General features: G+C 69.3%; 22 protein-coding genes and 1 riboswitch. Of the genes, 10 read left to right on the forward strand and 12 right to left on the reverse strand.

Going from position 1 to position 21,371, the window contains the following annotated elements; translation table 11 throughout:
* Positions 1-3 precede the first annotated feature (3 nt).
* Positions 4-462: a MarR family winged helix-turn-helix transcriptional regulator gene (locus OG456_RS18410; protein ID WP_116512102.1), complete on the reverse strand. Its 459-nt coding sequence runs from the start codon at positions 460-462 to the stop codon at positions 4-6.
* A 141-nt stretch (positions 463-603) separates the two neighbouring features.
* Here OG456_RS18410 and OG456_RS18415 point away from each other — a divergent pair, with 141 nt between their 5' ends.
* Positions 604-1,818 carry an MFS transporter gene (locus OG456_RS18415; protein WP_266562349.1) on the forward strand — a complete coding sequence of 405 codons (1,215 nt, stop codon included), beginning with the start codon at positions 604-606 and terminating at the stop codon, positions 1,816-1,818.
* Between the two features lie 93 nt (positions 1,819-1,911).
* Complete coding sequence (locus OG456_RS18420) at positions 1,912-2,334, forward strand: heme-binding protein (protein WP_266562351.1); 423 nt, start codon at positions 1,912-1,914, stop codon at positions 2,332-2,334.
* A gap of 111 nt (positions 2,335-2,445) precedes the next feature.
* Here OG456_RS18420 and OG456_RS18425 read toward each other — a convergent pair whose 3' ends face one another.
* On the reverse strand, positions 2,446-3,312 hold the full coding sequence (locus tag OG456_RS18425; protein WP_266562353.1) for a GNAT family N-acetyltransferase: 867 nt from the start codon (positions 3,310-3,312) through the stop codon (positions 2,446-2,448).
* A gap of 5 nt (positions 3,313-3,317) precedes the next feature.
* Entirely contained in the window at positions 3,318-3,854 is a 537-nt protein-coding gene (locus tag OG456_RS18430; protein ID WP_266562355.1) for a DUF2269 domain-containing protein, read from the reverse strand.
* Positions 3,855-3,931: 77 nt separating this feature from the next.
* Between OG456_RS18430 and OG456_RS18435 the strand changes: the two genes are divergently transcribed.
* Positions 3,932-4,570 carry an HAD family phosphatase gene (locus tag OG456_RS18435; RefSeq protein WP_266562357.1) on the forward strand — a complete coding sequence of 213 codons (639 nt, stop codon included), beginning with the start codon at positions 3,932-3,934 and terminating at the stop codon, positions 4,568-4,570.
* Between the two features lie 389 nt (positions 4,571-4,959).
* Positions 4,960-6,492 carry a globin domain-containing protein gene (locus tag OG456_RS18440; protein WP_266562359.1) on the forward strand — a complete coding sequence of 511 codons (1,533 nt, stop codon included), beginning with the start codon at positions 4,960-4,962 and terminating at the stop codon, positions 6,490-6,492.
* A gap of 32 nt (positions 6,493-6,524) precedes the next feature.
* Here the strand turns inward: OG456_RS18440 and OG456_RS18445 are convergent, their stop codons facing one another.
* The 5 genes from OG456_RS18445 to OG456_RS18465 all read right to left on the reverse strand — a co-directional run bounded on the left by OG456_RS18445 (position 6,525) and on the right by OG456_RS18465 (position 10,308).
* On the reverse strand, positions 6,525-7,007 hold the full coding sequence (locus OG456_RS18445; RefSeq protein ID WP_266562361.1) for an NUDIX domain-containing protein: 483 nt from the start codon (positions 7,005-7,007) through the stop codon (positions 6,525-6,527).
* Between the two features lie 143 nt (positions 7,008-7,150).
* Positions 7,151-8,056 carry a LysR family transcriptional regulator gene (locus tag OG456_RS18450; protein ID WP_227296002.1) on the reverse strand — a complete coding sequence of 302 codons (906 nt, stop codon included), beginning with the start codon at positions 8,054-8,056 and terminating at the stop codon, positions 7,151-7,153.
* A 237-nt stretch (positions 8,057-8,293) separates the two neighbouring features.
* Positions 8,294-9,430: a cystathionine gamma-lyase gene (locus OG456_RS18455; protein ID WP_266562366.1), complete on the reverse strand. Its 1,137-nt coding sequence runs from the start codon at positions 9,428-9,430 to the stop codon at positions 8,294-8,296.
* Positions 9,427-9,918 (reverse strand): low molecular weight protein-tyrosine-phosphatase, encoded by a 492-nt coding sequence (locus OG456_RS18460; RefSeq protein WP_266562368.1) that lies wholly within the window; start codon positions 9,916-9,918, stop codon positions 9,427-9,429. Before OG456_RS18460 ends, OG456_RS18455 begins: the two co-directional genes overlap by 4 nt.
* A 9-nt stretch (positions 9,919-9,927) precedes the next feature.
* The gene (locus tag OG456_RS18465; RefSeq protein ID WP_266562370.1) at positions 9,928-10,308 is read right to left on the reverse strand and encodes a phage holin family protein; all 381 of its coding nucleotides are present in this window, start codon (positions 10,306-10,308) and stop codon (positions 9,928-9,930) included.
* 80 nt (positions 10,309-10,388) lie between these two features.
* On the opposite strand from OG456_RS18465, the gene OG456_RS18470 reads away from it, so the two are divergent.
* The 4 genes from OG456_RS18470 to OG456_RS18485 all read left to right on the forward strand — a co-directional run bounded on the left by OG456_RS18470 (position 10,389) and on the right by OG456_RS18485 (position 12,693).
* On the forward strand, positions 10,389-10,706 hold the full coding sequence (locus OG456_RS18470) for a cupin domain-containing protein (RefSeq protein WP_100597187.1): 318 nt from the start codon (positions 10,389-10,391) through the stop codon (positions 10,704-10,706).
* Positions 10,707-10,850: 144 nt separating this feature from the next.
* Positions 10,851-11,063, forward strand: coding sequence for a DUF5326 family protein (locus OG456_RS18475; RefSeq protein ID WP_266569328.1), 213 nt, complete (start codon positions 10,851-10,853; stop codon positions 11,061-11,063).
* A 354-nt stretch (positions 11,064-11,417) separates the two neighbouring features.
* Positions 11,418-12,131, forward strand: a complete 714-nt coding sequence (locus OG456_RS18480) for an IclR family transcriptional regulator (RefSeq protein WP_266569329.1) — start codon at positions 11,418-11,420, stop codon at positions 12,129-12,131.
* Positions 12,132-12,231: 100 nt separating this feature from the next.
* A complete protein-coding gene (locus OG456_RS18485; protein WP_116512115.1) occupies positions 12,232-12,693 on the forward strand; it encodes an SsgA family sporulation/cell division regulator in 462 nt (153 codons plus the stop codon).
* 79 nt (positions 12,694-12,772) lie between these two features.
* Here OG456_RS18485 and OG456_RS18490 read toward each other — a convergent pair whose 3' ends face one another.
* Positions 12,773-14,125 carry a YibE/F family protein gene (locus tag OG456_RS18490; protein ID WP_266562373.1) on the reverse strand — a complete coding sequence of 451 codons (1,353 nt, stop codon included), beginning with the start codon at positions 14,123-14,125 and terminating at the stop codon, positions 12,773-12,775.
* Positions 14,126-14,196: 71 nt separating this feature from the next.
* Positions 14,197-14,353, forward strand: a riboswitch (TPP riboswitch).
* Between OG456_RS18490 and thiC the strand changes: the two genes are divergently transcribed.
* Complete coding sequence (gene thiC, locus OG456_RS18495) at positions 14,346-16,130, forward strand: phosphomethylpyrimidine synthase ThiC (protein ID WP_116512117.1); 1,785 nt, start codon at positions 14,346-14,348, stop codon at positions 16,128-16,130. Its footprint overlaps the riboswitch before it by 8 nt.
* 146 nt (positions 16,131-16,276) lie before the next feature.
* Here thiC and OG456_RS18500 read toward each other — a convergent pair whose 3' ends face one another.
* The 3 genes from OG456_RS18500 to OG456_RS18510 all read right to left on the reverse strand — a co-directional run bounded on the left by OG456_RS18500 (position 16,277) and on the right by OG456_RS18510 (position 19,830).
* A complete protein-coding gene (locus OG456_RS18500; protein WP_266562376.1) occupies positions 16,277-17,149 on the reverse strand; it encodes a hypothetical protein in 873 nt (290 codons plus the stop codon).
* Positions 17,150-17,332: 183 nt separating this feature from the next.
* Positions 17,333-18,499, reverse strand: a complete 1,167-nt coding sequence (locus OG456_RS18505) for a metallophosphoesterase (RefSeq protein ID WP_323136339.1) — start codon at positions 18,497-18,499, stop codon at positions 17,333-17,335.
* A 218-nt stretch (positions 18,500-18,717) separates the two neighbouring features.
* The gene (locus OG456_RS18510) at positions 18,718-19,830 is read right to left on the reverse strand and encodes a LacI family DNA-binding transcriptional regulator (RefSeq protein WP_266562378.1); all 1,113 of its coding nucleotides are present in this window, start codon (positions 19,828-19,830) and stop codon (positions 18,718-18,720) included.
* Between the two features lie 412 nt (positions 19,831-20,242).
* On the opposite strand from OG456_RS18510, the gene hisC reads away from it, so the two are divergent.
* Positions 20,243-21,322 (forward strand): histidinol-phosphate transaminase, encoded by a 1,080-nt coding sequence (gene hisC, locus OG456_RS18515; RefSeq protein ID WP_266562380.1) that lies wholly within the window; start codon positions 20,243-20,245, stop codon positions 21,320-21,322.
* Positions 21,323-21,371: the final 49 nt, after the last annotated feature.

Raw genomic sequence — 21,371 nt, forward strand, 5'->3', positions numbered from 1 at the left:
GCCTCAGGCGGGGACGCGTACGGCTTCCACCGCGCGGACCAGCGGGGCGAGTTCGGGGTTCTTCGCCGCCTCGTCGAGTGCCTCGCGCAGGGCGGTGTCATTGGTGGGCCGCGCGTCGGCGAGCAGAGCCAGGCCCGCCTCGCTCACGTCCGTGTAGATGCCACGTCGGTCGGTGGGGCAGAGGTAGCGGGCGAGCAGGCCGCGGTCTTCAAGGCGGGTCACCAGGCGCGTGGTGGCGCTCTGGCTGAGGACGACGGCGTCCGCGACCTGCTTCATCTGCAGGTGACCGCCTTCACCGTCGTGCTGGCGGCTGAGGACATCGAGCAGCGAGTACTCCCGCACGCTCAGGTCGTGCTTGGCCTGCAGAGCGCGCTCGATATGGGTCTCGATCCTCCCGTGGAGCAGGGAGAGAGCGCACCAGCCCTGGGCCAGGGCGGTGAGTGCGGGGTCTGTGGCGGTCATGGCTCTAGTTCCTCCGTCCCGAAGCAGCTGAACCCAGGATAGTCCACGTGTGAAATTGCCGGCGCTTGCAAGTAATGCGCGCCTGCAAGTATTGTGAACGCACGCAAAGCGCATCTGCAACAGTCTGGGAAGGTGAACCCTATGCCTCTCGCGCTTCTGGCTCTCGCGATCGGGGCCTTCGGGATCGGAACCACGGAATTCGTGATCATGGGGCTGCTCCCCGAGGTCGCGGGCGACTTCGGCGTCTCCATCCCCACAGCCGGATTTCTGGTCACCGGCTACGCCCTCGGCGTCATGCTCGGCGCACCCCTCATGACCATTCTGGGCACCCGCATGTCACGCAAGCGGATGCTGCTGCTCCTGATGGGCCTGTTCATCGTGGGCAACGTGCTCTCCGCGGCGGCGCCCGTCTTCCTCGTCATGGTGATCGGCCGCGTGGTCGCCTCACTCGCCCACGGCGCTTTCTTCGGAATCGGCGCGGTCGTCGCGGCCGAGCTGGTCGCCCCCGAGAAGAAGGCCGGAGCCATCGCCATGATGTTCACCGGCCTGACCGTCGCCAACGTCGTCGGCGTACCCCTGGGCACGCTCATCGGCCAGAGCATCGGCTGGCGGGTCACCTTCGTGGTCGTCGCGGCGCTCGGAGTCGTCGGACTGCTCGGCATCGCCAAGCTCGTTCCCGACATGCCTAAGGCCGAAGGCGTCCACCTGCGGCACGAGCTCGCGGCCTTCAAGAACGTCCAGGTCCTGCTGGCGATGGCCATGACGGTGCTCGGCTTCGGCGGAGTCTTCGCCGCCATCACCTACATCGCACCGATGATGACGAACGTCGCCGGTTACGCCGACACGTCGGTGACCTGGCTCCTCGTCCTGTTCGGGCTCGGCATGGTCGCGGGCAACCTGATCGGCGGCAAGTTCGCCGACCGCAAGCTGATGCCGATGCTGTACGTCGCCCTGAGCGGGCTGGCGGTCGTGCTGGCCCTGTTCACGCTGACCGCCCACAACAAGGTTCTGGCGGCGATCTCCATCGCGCTGATCGGCGCCCTCGGTTTCGCCACGGTGCCGCCGCTCCAGAAGCGGGTCCTCGATCAGGCCCACGGCGCCCCGACGCTGGCCTCCGCGGTCAACATCGGCGCCTTCAACCTCGGCAACGCTCTCTCGGCCTGGCTCGGCGGCCTCGTCATCGCGGCCGGCCTCGGCTACACGGCCCCCAACTGGGTCGGAGCCGTGCTCGCAGCCGCCGCGCTCGTCCTGGCCGTCGTGTCCGCGGGCCTGGAGCGCCGGACCAAGGTCTCGAACCTGGTCGTCGCAAGTGCGGCGCCCGAAGGAACCCGCCAGGCGGAACCCGCTCACAGCTGAGCGTCCCGCAGCACTTCACCTCATCCCCATCCGTAGGGCCGGCGTCGTCCCCGCACCCGTTCCACCGCACACCCCCGCAAGGAGAGACCCCTCATGAGCACCACCACCGCTGTCGCGCCGCTGACCATCCAGGACGCGGAGATCCTCGTGACCGCCGCCAGCCGTGCGGCCGAGTCCGCCGGAGTGACCGTCAGCGTCACCGTCCTCGACGCCGGCGGGCACCTGCTCGCCTTCCGGCGCGACGACCGGGCCGTGCTGATCTCCGGTGAGACCAGCACCCGCAAGGCATACACCGCCCTCCAGCTGAACGCCCCGACCGCGGACCTCGTCGACCTGGTCAAGCCTGACGGCCCCTTCCACAGCCTGCCCACAGCCTTGGACCGTCCGCTGCTCTTCATCGCGGGCGGCATCCCCGTCCACCGCGATGGGCGCCTCATCGGCGCCATCGGTGTCGGTGGCGGCGCACCGGAGCAGGACCACGGGTTCGCCACGGCAGCCGTGGCCGAGCTCGTCTGACGCTCCACGAGGCGTAAGCGCGCCATCCTTGCCCATACAAGAGTCCGCCCCGGACACCGTGATCCCACGGTGTCCGGGGCGGACTTCGTACCATGCGCCGCCTGGTCCAGGTCAGCCCGCGGCGACCGTCAGGGGCGCGAAACGGCGCGTCCAGTCGCCGGGGAGGTCGGGGGCGCCATAGGTCATCACGGCGTTGAAGGCCTGGGACTCCACTCCTCGTTCCTTGATCCACGCCAGCAGTTCCTCGTGGCGTACGTCGATGTCGGTACGCAGGGGGCGATCCGTGGCGGCGGCGAGCGAGGTGACGAGAGCCTTCGCCGTCTCGGTGTCGCGGGCGATCAGCGGGCCGATGACGTGGGTGTCCATGCTGGGCCAGGCGGCCGCGAAGCCGATGAGTTCGCCCCCGTCCTCGGCCACGCGCAGCTGGTCGCCAAAAGCCGGGAGGCGGGTCAGGACGTGGGTGCGATCGGGGCCGAAGACCTCCGCGTCCAGGCGAAGGATGGCCGAGAGATCCTCCGCGGTCGCGGCGCGCGTGGCCACGGACGGTGTAGGTCCGCCGGGGGTGAAGTGTCCCCGCACCATCTCCGCACGCCCGGTGACCTTGAAGCCCAGCCCTTCGTAGAGCGGGCGGCCGTACGGAGTCGCGTGCAGGGTGAGCGGTGTGGTGTCCGCCTGCTCGACCACGTACTGCATGAGGCGGCGGCCGACGCCTCGGCGGGCGTGGCGTTCGGCGACGAGGACCATGCCGATGGCGCTCAGTGTGGGCCGGTTCGGCGGGCCGTAGTCGGTCACCACGCAGGCGCTCACCAGGCCCCCGTCGGGGTCGTCGATGCCGTAGCCGGTGCCGGCCGCGAGTAGCAGGCCCCACTTGTGTTCCTCGCGGGGCCAGCCGCGATCCTCGGAGAGGTCGGCGCACGCCGTGAGATCACGCGGGGTCAGTCGGCGGATGGGCAGAGCGGAGAGGGGAGGTGTCGACACGCAGGTCAGGCTGTCTGACTCAGCCGGTCCGCGTCCACCGCTTTGCGGGCAGCAAGCCGCTGCTTTCGGCCACGTCGCGTCAGTCCCCATGGCTTGAGTACCGAGATCACCGTCATGAAGAGATAGGCGGTGAGGGAGACGATGGGACCGGCCACCAAGTCGCTCGGATGGGGCAGCGGAGCACCTGTTGCCACCGTCGCGACCGCGGTGTCGACGCCGGGACGCAGCGCGAAGATCGAAGCGGCGGTGGTGGCGAGCGTGAGCCAGAACTTGGCATAGACCCAGCGGTGTCGGGCGAGGCCCCACGCGGTACCCAGTGACAGCAGCAGGCCGCTCAGGAGGGTGAGCAGAGCGAGCGGGATCACCAGCCAGTCCGTGAAGACCTTCATCGCGCGGCAGGCGGCCTCGACCATCGGGTCGGAACCCGTGGTGATCGCCGTGACGGCGAGCGCGAGCAGGCCGAGCGTGAGCCCCAGCCAGCAAGCGGAGGACGTCACATGGACGACGAGGATGGCCCGGCGGGCGGGACGGCGTAGTTTCACGTGAAACACCGTGCTGGGAGTGGCCCCTCGAGGGCGTCCGACAGAGGGAGTAACTCCGGGTACTAGCCTCGGCGTACATGGCGAGACTGCATCTCTTCGATCTGGACGGAACGCTGCTGCACGGCACGTCGGCGCCCGTGGAAATCTCCCGTCAACTGGGGCTCGAGGCCGAGGCCGAGACCGTGGCCCTGGACCGTGAGATCGGCGCTCAGCGCATCGGTCCGCCGGAGTACGCGCGGCGGGTGCACGCCCTGTGGGAGGGCCTCACACCCGAGCACGTGACGGCCGCGTTCGAGGGTGCGCCCTGGCTGACGGGTATCCGGGAGACCTGGGCGGAGATACGGGCGCGCGGCGAGTACTGCGCGGTGGTCTCGCTCTCGCCGTCGTTCTTCGTGGAGCGGCTGACGGGGTGGGGCGCCCATGCGGCGTACGGGTCCCGCTTTCCCGCGGTGCCCTTCACCGAGCCCGTCGACCCCGCGGGCGTTCTCAGCGCCGCGGCGAAGCTGAAGATCGCGGACCGACTCCGTGAACAGTTCGGAGTGTCCCGGGCCGATTGCCTTGCCTACGGCGACTCGTTCTCCGATGTGGAGCTGTTCGGCGCCGTGCCGGTATCGGTCGCGATCAATGCGGATCAGCACGTCGTAGCCCTGGCGACGCACTCGTATGCCGGCCGCGATCTGTGGGAGGCGTACGAATTGGTGCGGCACGCCCGCTAATTGAGAGATTGCAGGGGCATATGGCCTGTCGAATTCCTTGCTGGGCAAGGGGGACTTGTGCGTTTGGCGGGTGCCGGTAGGGTCGACTCCGGTTCACGGCAGGCGCGCTCGGCGCATCCCGGGCCATGCACGCAGGCCAAGACAGCCTAACGGGACGGAGAGATCGAAGACCTGTTATTTCCGCTATGCGGCTTGCTTGGTCACGCCGGATGGCACGCTGCGGGGAGGAACTGCGGGCAATGTCACATTCCTCCCTTACTTGTCCGTAGCGGACCGGAATGCGGGTTCACTTGGGCCGCCGCATTCTGCCGCGGCAGAACGGGGAAAGAGCGACTTCCGATCGCGGAAGTACGCAGACCGACCGAAAGATGTTCGAGGCGAGGCACAGCATGGACGCTCCGACCACTACGTCGGCCGACTCCGGTTCCGGCGGCGGGGGCGGTTGGTTCACGCCGCGCAAGGCGCCGCCCGCCGGCGCGAGCACGGACCAGGAGACGCCGTCAGAGAGGCGCAAGGTCACGCCGATACGGCCCGTGGGCCGGCCCGAGCGGATATCGGGCGGCCACGAGGAGACGGTGCCCGCGCAGAGCGCCGCCCCGGCCGCGGAGGCCGCTCCCGCCCCTCAGTACGCGTCAGCTGCCGGCACGCCCCCGCAGCAGCCCGGCCCGCACGCGACCGCGCGCCCCCACGCGGCCCAGCACGGCCAGGGGTCGAGCCCCGCGCACCCGCCGCACTCCGCGCCCTGGGCGCAGGCACCAACTGCGCCCAGGGCAGAGACCACCCCCCGCCCCGCTCCGACGCCCGAGGCCTCCCCCGACGCGCGGCTCATCCGCCGCACGCTGGAGGAAGTCGGCCCCGACGCCGACAAGGTCACCTCGTACTTCTACGCGCTGCTCTTCGTGCGCCACCCCGAACTCCGACCCCTGTTCCCCGCCTCGATGGACACCCAGCGCGACCGGCTCCTCAAGGCGCTGCTGACGGCGGCCGAGCACGCCGACAACAAGAACGTCCTCGTCCCGTACCTGAAGAACCTGGGCCGCGGACACCGTAAGTACGGCACGCAGCCCGATCACTACCCCGCAGTCGGCGAGTGCCTGATCGGCGCGCTGACCCGGTACGCGACGACGACGTGGGACCAGGAGACGGAGGCGGCCTGGGTACGCACGTACACGACGATCTCCCAGGTGATGATCGACGCGGCGGCGGCGGACGAGCTGCGCGCGCCCGCGTGGTGGTACGGCGAGGTGGTCTCGCACGATCTGAGGACCTCGGACATCGCCGTGGTCACGGTCCGGCCCGACCAGCCGTACCCGTTCCTCGCCGGGCAGTACACGAGCCTGGAGACGCCGTGGTGGCCGCGGATCTGGCGGCACTACTCCTTCGCCTCGGCGCCCCGTTCCGACGGGCTGCTCTCGTTCCACGTGAAGGCCGTCCCGGCGGGGTGGGTCTCCAACGCGCTCGTGCACCGCGCCCGCCCGGGCGATGTGATCCGCCTCGGCCCGCCCTCCGGTTCGATGACGGTGGACCACAGCTCCGACAGCGGGCTGCTCTGTCTCGGCGGAGGCACCGGCATCGCGCCCATCAAGGCACTCGTCGAGGACGTCGCGGAGCACGGCCGGCGGCGCCCGGTCGAGGTGTTCTACGGGGCTCGCACCGACCATGACCTGTACGACATCGACACGATGCTGAGGCTCCAGCAGACCCACCCCTGGCTGGCGGTCCGCCCGATCGTCGATCAGCAGGCCCATCTGCAACTGCCCGACGCGGTGCGCGAGTACGGCCCCTGGAACGAGTACGACGCCTATCTGTCGGGTCCGCCCGGCATGATCCGCAACGGGGTGGACGCCCTGCGGGACATCGGGATCCCGGTGAACCGGATCCGCCACGACTCCGTGGAGGAACTCGTCGCGACCGGCAACTGAGGCCGGGCCTGAACAAGGCCGCCCTCGCCCCGTCAGCCCAGGTCAGGTGCGTGCATCGCCCGTACACCCTCGATGTTGCCGTCGAGATAGTGCCGCAGGGACAGTGGGACGAGATGGACCGATGCGATGCCGACGCGGGTGAACGGCACTCGCACGATCTCGTACTCACCGCACGGCTCCTCGATCTCGGGGCCGTGCCGCTGGCTGAGGTCCATGGACTCCAGGCGGCAGACGAAGAAGTGCTGGACCTTCACTCCGGTGGCGCCGACGTCCTCGCCGATGTGCTCGACGGTGTCCACGAAGCAGGGCACCACATCGAGGATCTTGGCGCCGAGCTCCTCGTGCACCTCGCGGTGCAGGGCGTCGACGACGGTCTCGTCCTCGGGTTCGACCCCGCCGCCGGGGGTCAGCCAGTACGGATCCATGCCGGGTTTGGTCCGCTTGATCAGGATCAGGTCGTTGCCGTCGAGCAGAACGGCGCGTGCGGTGCGCTTGACCACGGGTCGGACGGTCATGGGAGAAATGTGGCCCCGCCGGTTCCACGTGAAACATTCCGTACCGACCTGGCCTCAGGACAGCGCCAATTGATCAGCGCTAGTTGATCACCGGGGATTGGTCACCAAGGATTGATCGCCACCGACTGACCACCATGAACTGATCAGCACCAATCGACGGCGGCGCGCAGCAGCCACTCGTGCGACCGCGCGATGTGCGGCATGGCCAGCGTGCCGGTACGCACGACGAGGAAGTACGTCCGCAGCGGAGGCACCGGAGGATCGAGCAGCGCTACGACCTCGCCACGTTCGAGAGCCGGCGCGCAGAGGTAGCGCGGGAGCACCGAGAGCCCGGCACCGGCGATGGTGCAGGCGAGTACCGCGCGTAGATCCGGCACGATGACGGTGCCCGAGGTGGCAGGGCGTGAGTCGAAGACGGCGGCCCAGTACCGGGCGACGAACGGCAGCGACTCGTGTGCCTCGACCAGTGGCAGATCCTCCAGCGCGGCCGCGCCGTTACGGCGCAGGGTGCCGGGCCCTATGCGGGCCGCCCACCGGGGTGAGGCAAGGAGGACGTGCTCCTCGTCGCAGAGCGGAGTCGCGGTGAGCAGGGCGCCGCGCGGCCGCGCCGTCGTGATGGCCAGATCATGATGTCCGGCGCCAAGACCCTCCAGGACTTCCTCGGCGTTACCGAAGGAGGCGCGCAGGGCGAAGCTCTGGCCGTCGTCACGGGTGAGCGCGGTGAGGGCGGGCAGCGCGCGCTCGGCGGTGAACTCCGGAGGCCCCGCGAGGTGCAGCGTGCGTACCGGCGACTCCTCGTCGATGCCGGTCTCGGTGATCTCCACGAGGGCGTCGAGATGCGGAGCGGCCTTGTGGGCGAGTTCGTCACCGATGGAGGTGGGGGTCACGCCACGCGCCTGGCGAAGGAACAGGGGGCGGCCCAACTGCCGCTCCAGGGTGCGGATCTGAGATGTCACCGCGGGCTGCGAAAGGCCGAGCAGTGCGGCGGCCCGTGTGAAGGAGCCTGCCCGGTGCACGGTCACGAAGGTGCGCAGCAGGGCGAGATCCATGACGGTGTCCTCCCCTCTCGGCCCCCGGGTCGGCCTCAACTATAAATATGTCGATAGGTCTCTGTCGCTACGGTGATTGGACACTGACACAGAGTCAACTAGCCTTATGCGCGCGGTTCTTGGCGCGCAGGAACCGGGGACGGTCCGAGCCACGAGGGGGGAGGCTCGGGCCGTCCGTTGTGCGTAGTCGGTTACTGGGCCGAGGCTACGGCGGCGCGAAACGGCCCGCGGGAGGCCCTAGACGGCCGCCTCGTCGAGCGCGCGCAGTACATCGGCCACCAGGTCGTCCGGATCCTCGGCACCGGCGGAGAAGCGGATGAAGCCCTCCGAGACGTCGTCCCCGCCCCATCGACGACGGCGCTCGGCGGTGGACCGCACGCCGCCGAAGCTCGTGGCGTCGTCCACGAGCGTCAGGGCCTTCATGAACCGCTCGGCACGCGCGCGCGTGGGCAGCGTGAAGGAGACCACGCACCCGAAGCGCCGCATCTGCTGCGCGGCGATCTTGTGCGAGGGGTCGTCGGGAAGACCCGGGTAGCGCAGGCCCTCGATGTCGTCGCGGTCGCGCAGGGCGAGAGCGAGAGCGAGCGCGTTGGCGTTCTGCCGCTCCGCCCTCAACTGGAGCGTGGCGAGTGAGCGATGGGCGAGCCAGGCCTCCATCGGGCCGGGGATCGCGCCGACGATCTTGCGCCAGCCCCGCACCGAGGCGGTCAGCTCGGCGTCGCGGCAGGTCACGTAGCCGAGCAGGATGTCGCCGTGGCCGGTGAGCTGCTTGGTGCCGCTGGCCACGGAGAAGTCGGCGCCGAGCTCCAGGGGGCGCTGGCCGAGCGGCGTGGCGAGCGTGTTGTCGACCGCTACCAGGGCGCCACACGCGTGTGCCGCCTCGGCGAGCCGCCGCACGTCGCACACGTCGAGGCCGGGGTTCGACGGCGTCTCGATCCACAGGAGCTTCGCGCCGTCCAGGACGTCGAGCTGGGCGTCGCCGCCGGTGGGGGCGGTGCGGACCTCGATGCCGAACGCCGTGAGCTGCTCGCGGACGAGCGGGAACACCTGGTAGCCGTCGCTCGGCAGAACGACCACGTCGCCGGCCTTGAGCTGAGAGAACAGCACGGCCGAGATGGCGGCCATTCCCGAGGCGAAGACGAGGGTGTCGACGTCCTCCTGGCCGGGCGCCTCGAGCTCGCCGATGGCCCGCTCCAGGTGGGTCCACGTCGGGTTGTCGTCGCGGCCGTACGTGTAGGGCCCCGAGACATCACCCGGCAGGTGGAAGTGTGCGGCGAAGACAGGCCCTGGCAGTGTCGGTTCGTTCTTCAAGGCCTCGGGCAGCCCCGCCCTCACTGCCCTCGTGCCATCCCCGATCTGCGCCGATTGCGTCATGCCGCCCGTCCTTCCAGTGCTGCGCGTACCGCGTCGAGCAGACCGTCGCTCGCCGCCTCCACCATTCTCAGGCACTCCTCGAAGTCATCGATGCCGCCGTAGTACGGGTCCGGTACGTCCAGGTCTGTCCCTGTCGAGGGGTCGTACGAGCGCAGCAGGCGGACCTTCTCGGCGTCATCCGGGGTCGGTGCCAGGCGGCGCAGGGTGCGCAGATGCCCGGCGTCCAGGGCGATCACCAGATCGAGCAGGGAGAACCACGAGGCGTTGAACTGCCGGGCCCTATGGCCGCTTTCGTAGCCGCCGGCCGCCAGCACGGAGACGGTGCGGTGGTCGGCACCGTCCCCCTCGTGCCAGCCGTCGGTGCCCGCGCTGTCCACCTCCACGAGGCCGTCGAGACCGGCCTCGTGGATGCGCGCGCGGAAGACCGACTCGGCCATGGGCGAGCGGCAGATGTTGCCGGTGCAGACGAAGCACACGCGGAAGGGCATGGGCCGGGCTCAGTCCTTGTCGTCGGGCAGGACGACGTTCAGCGCCCAGGAGACAACCGAGATGATCAGGCCACCGAGGACAGCGGTCCAGAACCCCTCAACGTGGAAGCTCAGGTCGAACTGCTCGGCCAGCCACGAGGTCAGCAGCAGCATCAGGGCGTTGACCACGAGCGTGATCAGGCCGAGCGTCAGGATGAAGAGCGGGAAGGTGAGGACCTTCACTATCGGCTTGACCAGGAAGTTCACCAGGCCGAAGAGCAGCGCCACGATGATCAGCGTGCCGACCTTCTTGCCGGTGCTGTCACCCGTCAGCGTGATTTTGTCGAGCAGCCACACAGCGACGGCCAGGGCCCCGGCGTTGGCGATCGTCTTGACTACGAAATTCTTCATGTGTCTGATCGTGGCAGACGAGACCGGATCATGAGAGTGGGCCGGCGAGGCCACTCACGGGCAAGGGGCGGACAAGAGGGATGAAGGCATTCCGGCTGGACGAACTGGAAGCGGAACGTGCCGCGAACGACGGCGCATATCTGCAGTTCCTGCGTGAGCGGAACATGTCGGTCGGGCTCTACGCCCTCGACGCGGGGGACCAGGACCCGCAGCAGCCCCACCAGCAGGACGAGGTCTACCTCGTCGTCAGCGGTCGCGGCTCGATCACCGTCGGCATGGAGACGACTCAGGTGGCGCGCGGCAGCGTCGTGTACGTGCCGGCCGGGGTGGCCCACAAGTTCCATCACATCAGCGAGGACCTGCGGGTTCTGGTGGTGTTCTCTCCGCCTGAGAGCTGACGGCGGATCTCGGGGTTCCCTAGGGGGTCACTCAGGGGACGACAAGGGGTCCGCGGTCCCCACGGAGCGCCTCGGCGTGCCAGCATCGAATGCAGAAGCCGTATCGAAGAGGTACGGCTCAGGAGAGAGGTAAGGGCGATGGCAGTGCGAGAGATCTTCACGGGCATGCCGTGGTGGGTTAAGTGGGTCGCGGTGCCGGTCATCGCCCTGGTCGTCTTCGGCGGGCTGATAGCCAGCGTCGTGGGCTTCGTGATCGGTCTGCTCTTCAAGGTGCTGGTCTTCGTGGCCCTGGTCGGTGGACTCATTTACGTCGTACGCAAGTTCATCACGGGCTCGTCCTCGCGCAGCGACTGGTAGCGCCGGGCAACGGTTCGCTCGCGCGGGGGAAGTTTCCCCGCGCGGCCCTCTCGAAGTGGTGGCCAGGGCTAGAGTCCGGAACTCGACGGCCGCACCCCCGTGATTCCCGAGAAGCGGGGGGGACCCCACGCGCTTCGGGAGTGAACCTTGGCCACGGCTGAACCGCTTTCCGCCGCCCCGTTGTCCGCCGACATCGCGTCCCCCGACACCATGTCTTCCGACGCCATGTCCGCACACGCGGTGGCCCCACCCCACGGCTGTCGCCCGCACACCTACGGCGACGCCCAGGCCGAGGCTCACCCCGAGGGCCCGGCCGGCGCCCCGCCCACCCTCATCGGATCCGTCCAGCGTGCGATGCGCCTTCTCGAGGCCGTCGCGTCGCACGGAGAGGGAGCGCCGGCCAAGCAGCTCGCCCGGGAGGCCAGTCTCGCGCTTCCCACGGCGTATCACCTGCTGCGCACGCTCGCCCACGAGGGCTATCTCCGCAAGGAGAAGGGCCTGTTCGTCCTGGGGGTGGCGGCCGAGAGGCTGAGTAGCAGCGGGGCGCAGCAGAATCGTCGCGGCATGATCACCGACGCCCTGCAGCACTGGCGCGACGCCATCGGTGTCCCGGTGTACTTCTCGGTTTACCGCGAGGGCGAGATCGAAGTCGTGGCCGTCGCCGACACGCCCGGGAATCCCGCGGTCGCAGAATGGGCCGACTTCCGCGAGACGGGGCACGCCCACGCGATCGGCCAGTGCCTCCTCGCCCAGCTCGACGACGAGAGCCGACGCGATCACCTCGACCGCTATCCCGCGTATTCGATCACCCCGTACACGGTGCGCGACGACCGCGCGCTGTTACGACGGCTGGACGGGCAGGGGCGGATGCAGCCGGTCGTGGAGCGTCAGGAGTACGCGTTGGGCACGGTCTGCGCCGCGTTTCCCATCACCGTCGGGTCCACCGCGGCGACGATGGCGGTCTCCCTCCCGTCTCATCAGGCCGGTCGTCTGCTGCCCGCGGCCCGGCAGTTGCAGAACGAAGTCGGGAAACTCGTGGGGACACTCGCCTTCTCTATCAGCATCTGAAAACTCACTCCTTGTGATCCCGCATGTACGTTAAGCAAGATGCGAAGAGCGTCGGGAAGGCTATTCCCGGCCGATCGACGGCAAATTGACGGGGTAGGCGATGCGCGAGTCGGTACAGGCAGTACAAGCAGAGGTCATGATGAGCTTCCTCGTCTCCGAGGAACTCTCGTTCCGCATCCCGGTGGAGCTGAGGTACGCCGCAGCTGATCCCTACGCCGTGCGGCTGACCTTCCACCTCCCCGGGGACGCCCCGGTGACGTGGGCGTTCGGCAGGGAGCTCCTGGTGGACGGCGTGGCCGGTCCCTGCGGCGACGGCGATGTGCGCATCGAGCCGGTGGAACTGGCGGGCAGTCCGGGCGACATGCCGGGCGAGGTGCACATCCGGCTCCAAGTGGGCGGAGACCAGGCACTGTTCAAGGCGGGCGTCGCCCCCCTCGTCGCGTTCCTCGACCGCACCGACAAGCTCGTCCCGCTCGGCCAGGAGCGGGCGCTCGCCGACTTCGAGACGCATCTCGACGAGGCACTCGACCGGATCCTCGCCGAGGAGCAGAGCGCGGGCTGACGGGCTCCAGGAGTCCGCGCACGATCAACTGACGTAACGCTTCAGCAGACCGGCGCCCTCGGGGTGCCCTCGCAGGGGTTCAGCGCTTCCGACGCCGTCCCCTACCTCCGCGTGCCGGACCGGGCGCGGCAGCGGACGGGGATCCCGGTCGGTCGGCGGAGACCACCAGAGCCGCGAGCGCGGTCGTCACCGGCACCGAGGCGACCAGCCCGATCGAGCCCACCAGAGTGCGGACGATCTCCTCGGCCACCAGCTCACTGTTGGCCACGGTGCCCACACTGCTCTGCGCGATCGAGAAGAGCAGCAACAGCGGCAGCGCTGCGCCCGCGTATGCCAGGACCAGCGTGTTGACCACGGACGCGATGTGGTCGCGGCCGATCCGGATGCCCGCGCGGTACAGGCCGCGCCGGCCCATCGTCGGGTCGGCCTGATGCAGCTCCCACACCGCCGACGTCTGTGTGACCGTCACATCGTCGAGCACGCCGAGCGAACCGATGATGACGCCGGCGAGCAGGAGACCGCTCATGTCGATGGACGGGTAGAGACCGTGGATCAGGCCCGTGTTGTCGTCGGTGTTGCCGGTCAGCGCGGCCCAGCCGATGAACAGCGAGCCGAGCAGCCCGATCAGGAGCAGCGACACCAGCGTGCCGAGCACCGCGACCGACGTTCGGGCCGTGGGCCCGTGACACATGTAGAGAGCGATCAGCATGATGGCGCTTGCCCCCACCACCGCCACCACCAGCGGATTTGAGCCCTGAAGGATCGCGGGCAGGATGAAGAAGGTCAACACCATGAAGCTGACGGCCAGCGCGACGAGTGCCATGACGCCCCGCAGCCGGCCCACGACGACCACGGCCAGCGCGAAGATCCCGGCGAGGAGCGTCATCGGGAGCCTGCGGTTCACATCGGTGACGGAGTACTGGAGCTCCTTGGGTGCGTCGGGCGCGTAGGCCACGATCACCTTCTGGTCCTCGTGCAACTGCCGCGGCGAGTCCGGCTGCACGATCTCCGTGAACGTATGGCCGGTGTCCTTGCCGCCGTCGACGCGGACCGTCGCCTTCTCGCACGTGCCCTTCGTCTGCTGCTCGGCGGACCGTCCCTCGGCGGTCGACGTATCGCCGGTGGGCGTGTCGCCGGAGGCGTTCACGGACCGGCAGTCGACCTTGTCGACCTGTGTGACGGTGCCCTGTTGGGTCTGCCGGTCGAAGCCGACGCCCGTACGGGCATGGGAGGGGGCGCCGCCGGGCCAGAGCACCACGAGGCCGACGACAACCGCCACGGAGAACGGGATGAGCACCGCGGCGATGACCTTGCGCAGATGCTTGGAAACAGGCGCGGCAGGGCCGTGGCTGTGCGAGTGCCCGTGCCCTCCGCCCCCCTGGACATGAGGCGGATGCGGCGGCGAGGACGGAGACTGCTGCGTGCTGGTCACCGCCCGATCATCGCAAGAACGGCAGGGGCCCTCTGTTCAGCGCGCCAGAAGTGACGCTAGCGTGGGGGCACCTTTGCACACGCGGGAGCTCGGAGCACCGGGCTGAGAGGGCGCTGACCTCCGCTTCGGCGATGTTTCACATGAAACATCGCCCGACGGAAGCCGCTGCGTCGACCGCCGAACCTGTTACCGGGTAATGCCGGCGTAGGGAGTAGGTCTCATGACCACATCGGACGCACGCACGCCTGCCTCCAACCTGTCCGCAGAGACGGGCGAGGCCGGGAAGTCCATCGGCTGGCACAAGGGGTACGTCACGGGCTCACGCCCCGACCTCCAGGTGCCGGTCCGCCAGGTGCACCTCACCAACGGCACGGCGGTCACGCTCTATGACACGTCCGGGCCGTACACCGATCCGAGTGTCGACACCGACGTCCGCAGGGGCCTCGCGCCGCTGCGGGAGAACTGGATCATCAGCCGTGGCGACACCGAGGAGTATGCGGGCCGCCCGGTCCGCCCCGAGGACGACGGCATCAAGCACACCTCGCCGCGCGGCGGTCTGCGCAACCTCGACGCGGTCTTCCCCGGCCGCCCCCGCCAGCCTCGTCGCGGGCGTGACGGCCAGGCGGTGACCCAACTCGCGTACGCCAGGCGAGGGGAGGTCACGCCCGAGATGGAGTACGTGGCCATCCGGGAGAACGTGGAGCCGGAGGTCGTCCGCGAGGAGATTGCCGCGGGCCGCGCGGTCCTGCCGGCCAACGTCAACCACCCGGAGATCGAGCCGATGATCATCGGCAAGCGGTTCCTGGTGAAGGTCAACGCCAACATCGGCAACTCCGCGGTCACTTCGTCCATCGAGGAGGAGGTGGAGAAGATGACATGGGCGACCCGCTGGGGCGCCGACACCGTCATGGACCTCTCCACCGGCCGCAACATCCACACCACGCGCGAATGGGTCCTGCGCAACTCCCCCGTCCCGATCGGCACGGTCCCGCTCTACCAGGCGCTGGAGAAGGTCGACGGCCGCGCCGAGGAACTGACCTGGGAGATCTACAAGGACACGGTCATCGAGCAGGCCGAGCAGGGCGTGGACTACATGACGGTCCACGCGGGCGTGCGGCTGCCGTACGTCCCGCTCACCGCCAACCGCAAGACGGGCATCGTCTCGCGCGGCGGTTCGATCATGGCCGCCTGGTGCCTGGCGCACCACAAGGAGAGCTTCCTCTACGAGAACTTCGCGGAGCTCTGCGAGATCCTCGCGGCGTACGACGTCACGTACTCGCTGGGCGACGGCCTGCGGCCGGGTTCGATCGCGGACGCCAACGACGAGGCGCAGTTCGCCGAGCTGAAGACGCTCGGGGAGCTCAACACGATCGCGAAGAGCTTCAACGTCCAGACGATGATCGAGGGCCCCGGGCACGTCCCGATGCACAAGATCAAGGAGAACATCGACCTTCAGCAGGAAGTGTGCGAGGAGGCGCCTTTCTACACACTCGGTCCGCTGACGACCGACATCGCCCCCGCGTACGACCACATCACCTCCGGCATCGGGGCCGCGATGATCGCGTGGTGGGGCACGGCGATGCTCTGCTACGTCACGCCCAAGGAGCACCTGGGCCTGCCCAACCGTGACGACGTGAAGACCGGCGTCATCACCTACAAGATCGCGGCCCATGCGGCGGACCTCGCGAAGGGGCACCCGGGTGCCCAGGAGTGGGACGACGCCCTCTCCGACGCGCGCTTCGAGTTCCGCTGGGAGGATCAGTTCAACCTCGCCCTCGACCCGGACACGGCAAGGGAGTTCCATGACGAGACGCTCCCGGCCGAACCCGCGAAGACGGCCCACTTCTGCTCGATGTGCGGGCCGAAGTTCTGCTCGATGAAGATCTCGCAGGACATCCGCCGCCAGCACGGCGGGACCAAGAGCGAGATCGAGGAGGGCATGGCGGAGAAGTCCAAGGAGTTCGCCGCCGCGGGCAACCGGGTCTATCTGCCGATCGCGGACTGACCTCTCCCGCGCCCACGCGGGCACCACGCGCTGTCCACCGGCGGCCCTTCGCGGCCGGTGGACAGGGTGTTCCGGACCGAGTCCCGGCAGGTCCCAGGGCCTCTCGTTCGGATCAGGTCGGACTCGCCCGATCCAAACGAAAGACCCTAGTCCGGCTGGTGTTCCGGGCCTCCGAAGTCGGGGCTCGTGAAGTCCGGGCTCGAGTACGTCGGGCGCGGGGCCGCAGGGGAGCCGCTGTCGGTGCCCGGGCTGCTGAACCCGGGCCTGTTGTATCCGAGATGCGGCATGCGGCCCGCGGTTCCGGGGACGCCCCCGCGGTTGGCGGGGGCCGGCGGTGGTTCCGCGAGGGCCTCCCGGAGGAACGGCAGGATGCCGCGCTCCAGCAACACCAGGCACCAGGCTTCCCTGGCCCGGTCCACCTCCTCGTTCGACTCGCTGTGCGCGCCGGCCTGCAAGGACGTCGCGCCGTTGCGCAGAGCGGTGAGCAGCAGGCCCACGCCGGCGACAAGAATCCCCGCCGCCGTGAGCGCGCCGAACACCCAGCCGGCCGTCAACAAGGTCTGGGCGAAGGCCGGTTCCGGATCGAGCATCTTCAGGATGTAGCCGACGAGCAGGAAGATCGCGGCAGCCGTCCCGGCGAGCACGGGGGCGAGCACCGCGACGACGGCTATGACGCCGGCGCCGGTGGTCTCCGCCACCTCGCCCACAGTGGCGGCCAGGCCGATCGCTCCGCCGCCGGACTCCGCCGCGCTTCCTCCTTGGCGCAGCGGAGGTACGGGCCGGGGCGAGGCGCGCAGGTCGGCGCGGACCTTCACGTAGTTCTGGTACTCGGTCGCTGCGGCGGCCGTGATCAGCGCGGTGGCGTTGAGCGCCATGGTGCGTAGTTGTTCGGGGTTGAGCCGCTGGCCCACTGCGGCGAGATCAGGGCGGTCCGGTGCGGTACGCAGCGCATCATCGAGGATCCGCTCGAACTCGGGGCGGTCCTCGTTCAGCAGGTGCGGAGCGCTGTTCATCTGCATCCCCCGATGCTCCGTAGGGCTTGGGGGCTCGCATGGTTACGAGCCGTCGGGCAGAAACGGAGGGGAGCCTGCTACGGATAAGCCGATGGTAGAGCGGTGACGGCACGCGGTGACAGGGGGTTTCCCGAATTCGGCCCGGTGGCCGGACTGAGCCCCCGTTCGGTGCGCCTGCCCGGGGAATGCCTAGCTATCCATGGGGAGTTGCTGGACCAGCAGCTTTCCGGCCATGGTCACTCCGCCGTCCATCGCGATCGCGAGCCCGCCCGCGTACACATGCGGGCCCTCGATCTGCGGGCGGCTGTCCTCGGATCCGTCCGCCGCGTCCTCGGTACCGACCTCGCCGAGGAGGTACGGGATGGGGCTGTGGCCGTGGACGACGCGCGCGCCGCCGTAGGCGTCGAGGAGCTCGCGCACGGCTTCGGGTCCGGATTCGTCACGGAACGCGAAGCGTTTGGTGAATTTGCGGAAGAGGTCCCAGCACTCGTCCGCGTCGTTGCGCGTGAGGGTCTCGCGGACCGTGTCGTTGACCGCCTCGATCGAGTCGCCGTAGTCGAGGTACGCGGTCGTGTCGGAGTGCATCAGGAGGTGGTCGTCCTCCAGCTCGATGGCGTCCAGCCGGGACATCCACTGCAGATGGACGTCCTGGAGACGGTCCATGTCCGACTTCTGGCCGCCGTTGAGCAGCCAGGCCGCCTGGAAAGTGGCGGTGCCGGCGCCCGAGTTGACCGGGGTGTCGCCGAAGCGCTTGGCGCCGAGCAGGAGCAGTTCGTGGTTGCCCATGAGGGCCTTGCAGTAGCCGCCGGCGGCCGCGGCCTCCGCGGACAGCCGCATCACGAGGTCGATGACGCCGATGCCGTCGGGCCCGCGGTCGGTGAAGTCACCGAGGAACCAGAGCCGGGCGGTGCCCGCCGACCAGCTGCCCTCGGCGTCGATGAGGCCCTGCTCGTACAGGGCCTCGATCAGTTCGTCGAGGTAGCCGTGCACGTCGCCGACGACATACAACGGGCCGAGGCCATCGGTGGGACGGGGCGCCGGCTCGCTGTCGATCTGCACCTGGACCGTGTCACCGCGGTTGATGACCGGCAGGTCGCGCTGGGTGGGCGTGTACCCCTCGGGCTGGTCGAACGCGGGGTCCTGAGGTGACGGCTCCGCATAGGAGGGCTGCGAGAGCGACGGCTCCTGGTACGCGGGATCCGGCTCCGCCTGCGGGGGCACAGCAGGGGCGGGCGGAGCGGGGTCGTGGCCGGGCTCCTGGACGTTCGCCGGTACGTCATGGACGTACGCGGGAACGCGGAAGTCGCGCAGCGTCGCCGTGCGCACCTCGGGTCCCTGACCGGCCCCCTGAGTCATCGACCCCTCCACCACCATTGCGCCGCCTCTGCACCCGATCGGACTGCCTGGTCGCAGCGGCCCGCGGTGTCGTGCGCCCATCATAGGAATGCGGCTCGCGCTGTGTGATGCACCAGGGGTGGTGAATCGGATCCGGAAGGTTGTTCACCGTGCTTTTCTCCCGAATTGGTACGGGCTTTTCCGGGTGGTCTTCGGGGTGACCACCCGGAAGCCGTCGTTCAGCCCTGTCCCGGGGAGCGGGGCGGGCTGACCGTCGTGCGGGGCGGACGGCGCTGGGACGAGGTCCGGACAATGAGTTCCGTCGGTATCACCTGCTCGACCATCCGGTCCGATTCAACCCCTTCGATGGCGTCGATGAGGAGCTGGACGACCGCGGTGCCGATCCGCCGTGGCTTGAGCGAGAGGGTCGTGATGGGGGGTTCCGTGGTGGCGTAGACGGTCGATTCGCTGCAGCAGACGAGCAGCAGGTCCTCGGGGACGCGCAGGCCGTACCGGCGGGCGGCGGCGAGCAGGTCCGTGCCGTTGGGGTCGAAGAGTCCGTACACGGCGTCGGGCCGGTCGGGGCGGGCCAGGAGCCGGTCGGCGGCGACGGCCCCCGCGCACGGATCGTGCGCGGGATAGGACTCGTACACGGGTTCCTGTCCGATCCGCCCGCACCAGTGCAGGTACGCGGAGGTGGACAGATGGGTGTACGTGTCCGTGGTCGTGCCGGTGAGCAGTCCGATGCGGCGGGCCCCCGCGGCGGCGAGGTGGTCGAGGATGCCGAGGACGGCGGCCTCGTGGTCGTTGTCGACCCAGGCGGTGACGGGGAGCGTGCCGGCGGGACGCCCGTCGGAGACGACGGGCAGACCCTGGCGGACCAGCTCGGTCACCACCGGGTCGTGGTCGGACGGGTCGATGACGACGGTGCCGTCGAGAGCGACGTTCGACCATACGTCGTGGCGTGAGGTGGCGGGCAGGATGACTAAGGCGTACCCGCGGGCGAGCGCCGCCGAGGTGGCAGCTCTCGCCATTTCCGCGAAGTACGCGAATTCGGTGAAGGTGAAAGGTTCGTCCCCGTAGGTCGTGACGGTCAGGCCGATGAGGCCCGACTTTCCGGTACGGAGCGTTCGGGCCGCCGCGGAGGGGCGATAGCCCAACCGGTCGGCGACCTCGCGGACATGGCGTCGGGTGGCGTCCGGGAGCCGGCCCTTACCGTTGAGCGCATCGGAGACAGTCGTGATGGAGACCCCGGCGGCGGCGGCAACGTCTCTGATGCCCGCCCGCACCTGCCGGGTGCCCCGACGGGTGGTCTCCGCCCTGCTCACCTGGTGCTTCCCTGCTGCTGTCATGGCGACCCGATAGTAGGGCTCATGTGGCGGGGTGGCGTGAGTGCATATGCACGCGTTGACAGGCACGTTTCTGCATGGCCGGACAAAGTCAATGACCTTGGAAATCAAGGAAGTTGTGGGTATCGACGCTGGGACGTCACTTGTCGGCGCGCATGGGCCTGCCAAGTCGGCGATGTTGCGAGTAGGTCTCAACTCACCTTCACGGGCGATGCGCGCCACGGCGCGAGCTACCGGCGCGCGCCGCGAAAGGGAGCGCTCCCCCTCCTCCGTACGCCTTCGGGAGGTCCGCGGCCGTCGTCAGGGGTGGTGTCGGACGACCACCCGGGATGTCGGGGGCCCCGGGCCATTGGGGTCTGTCGCGAATCCTCTTAAGGTGAGCAGTATTGAAATGGTGGTCGCGAGGAGGACTGCGGTGAGCGAGACGAGCCCCAAGCTGCGTGCCGAGCTGGAGGGTATTCCCACCTACAAGCCGGGCAAGGCTGCCGCGGCCGGGGGGCCGGTGGCGTACAAGCTGTCCTCTAACGAGAACCCCTATCCGCCGCTTCCCGGCGTGATGGAGAGCGTCGTCGCGGCGGCCGGTTCCTTCAACCGTTACCCGGACATGGCCTGCACCGGGCTGATGAACGAGCTGGCGGAACGATTCGCGGTGCCGGTCACGCACCTGGCCACGGGCACCGGCTCGGTCGGGGTCGCGCAGCAGCTGCTCCAGGCGACCAGTGGCCCCGGTGACGAGGTCATCTACGCCTGGCGGTCCTTCGAGGCGTACCCGATCATCACGCAGATCAGCGGCGCCAAGGCGGTGGAGGTGCCGCTGACGTCCGGCGAGGTCCACGACCTCGACGCGATGGCCGACGCGATCACCGACCGCACGCGCCTGATCTTCGTGTGCAACCCGAACAATCCGACGGGCACGGTGGTGCGCCGGGCCGAGCTCGAGCGGTTCCTGGACCGGGTCCCGTCCGATGTCCTGGTCGTCCTCGACGAGGCGTACCGCGAGTTCATCCGTGACGCCGAGGTGCCGGACGGCGTCCAGATCTACCGGGACCGTCCGAATGTCGCCGTGCTGCGGACGTTCTCCAAGGCGTACGGGCTCGCGGGCCTGCGGGTCGGCTTCGCCATCGCCCATGAGCCGGTGGCGGCCGCGCTGCGTAAGACGGCGGTGCCGTTCGGCGTGAGTCAGCTCGCGCAGGACGCGGCGGTCGCCTCGCTGCGGGCCGAGGACGAGCTGCTCGGCCGGGTCGGCTCGCTGGTGTGTGAGCGCAACCGCGTGGTCGAGGCGCTGCGGGCGCAGGGCTGGACTGTGCCGGAGACGCACGCGAACTTCGTGTGGCTGCGGCTGGGGGAGCGCACCGCCGACTTCGCCGCGGCGTGCGAGCAGGCCGGTGTGGTCGTGCGGCCGTTCGCCGGCGAGGGCATGCGGGCCACGATCGCGGAGGCCGAGGCCAACGACGTCTTCCTGAACACGGCGGCGGCGTTCCGCAAGGAGCTCTAGGCCCGGCGGCTGCGGCCGCTCCGTAGCGCGGTGGGGGTTCCCCGGAGTA

This window comes from Streptomyces sp. NBC_01446 (assembly GCF_026340095.1).
GTDB lineage: Bacteria > Actinomycetota > Actinomycetes > Streptomycetales > Streptomycetaceae > Streptomyces > Streptomyces aureus.

Excerpts from the sequence above, each read along its gene's own strand:
- OG456_RS18410 (WP_116512102.1), bottom strand. The coding sequence starts at position 462 with ATGACCGCCACAGACCCCGCACTCACCGCCCTGGCCCAGGGCTGGTGC.
- OG456_RS18415 (WP_266562349.1), top strand. The coding sequence starts at position 604 with ATGCCTCTCGCGCTTCTGGCTCTCGCGATCGGGGCCTTCGGGATCGGA.
- OG456_RS18420 (WP_266562351.1), top strand. The coding sequence starts at position 1,912 with ATGAGCACCACCACCGCTGTCGCGCCGCTGACCATCCAGGACGCGGAG.
- OG456_RS18435 (WP_266562357.1), top strand. The coding sequence starts at position 3,932 with ATGGCGAGACTGCATCTCTTCGATCTGGACGGAACGCTGCTGCACGGC.
- OG456_RS18440 (WP_266562359.1), top strand. The coding sequence starts at position 4,960 with ATGGACGCTCCGACCACTACGTCGGCCGACTCCGGTTCCGGCGGCGGG.
- OG456_RS18445 (WP_266562361.1), bottom strand. The coding sequence starts at position 7,007 with ATGACCGTCCGACCCGTGGTCAAGCGCACCGCACGCGCCGTTCTGCTC.
- OG456_RS18450 (WP_227296002.1), bottom strand. The coding sequence starts at position 8,056 with ATGGATCTCGCCCTGCTGCGCACCTTCGTGACCGTGCACCGGGCAGGC.
- OG456_RS18455 (WP_266562366.1), bottom strand. The coding sequence starts at position 9,430 with ATGACGCAATCGGCGCAGATCGGGGATGGCACGAGGGCAGTGAGGGCG.
- OG456_RS18460 (WP_266562368.1), bottom strand. The coding sequence starts at position 9,918 with ATGCCCTTCCGCGTGTGCTTCGTCTGCACCGGCAACATCTGCCGCTCG.
- OG456_RS18465 (WP_266562370.1), bottom strand. The coding sequence starts at position 10,308 with ATGAAGAATTTCGTAGTCAAGACGATCGCCAACGCCGGGGCCCTGGCC.
- OG456_RS18470 (WP_100597187.1), top strand. The coding sequence starts at position 10,389 with ATGAAGGCATTCCGGCTGGACGAACTGGAAGCGGAACGTGCCGCGAAC.
- OG456_RS18480 (WP_266569329.1), top strand. The coding sequence starts at position 11,418 with ATGCGCCTTCTCGAGGCCGTCGCGTCGCACGGAGAGGGAGCGCCGGCC.
- OG456_RS18485 (WP_116512115.1), top strand. The coding sequence starts at position 12,232 with ATGCGCGAGTCGGTACAGGCAGTACAAGCAGAGGTCATGATGAGCTTC.
- thiC (WP_116512117.1), top strand. The coding sequence starts at position 14,346 with ATGACCACATCGGACGCACGCACGCCTGCCTCCAACCTGTCCGCAGAG.
- OG456_RS18500 (WP_266562376.1), bottom strand. The coding sequence starts at position 17,149 with ATGCAGATGAACAGCGCTCCGCACCTGCTGAACGAGGACCGCCCCGAG.
- OG456_RS18505 (WP_323136339.1), bottom strand. The coding sequence starts at position 18,499 with ATGACTCAGGGGGCCGGTCAGGGACCCGAGGTGCGCACGGCGACGCTG.
- OG456_RS18510 (WP_266562378.1), bottom strand. The coding sequence starts at position 19,830 with ATGACAGCAGCAGGGAAGCACCAGGTGAGCAGGGCGGAGACCACCCGT.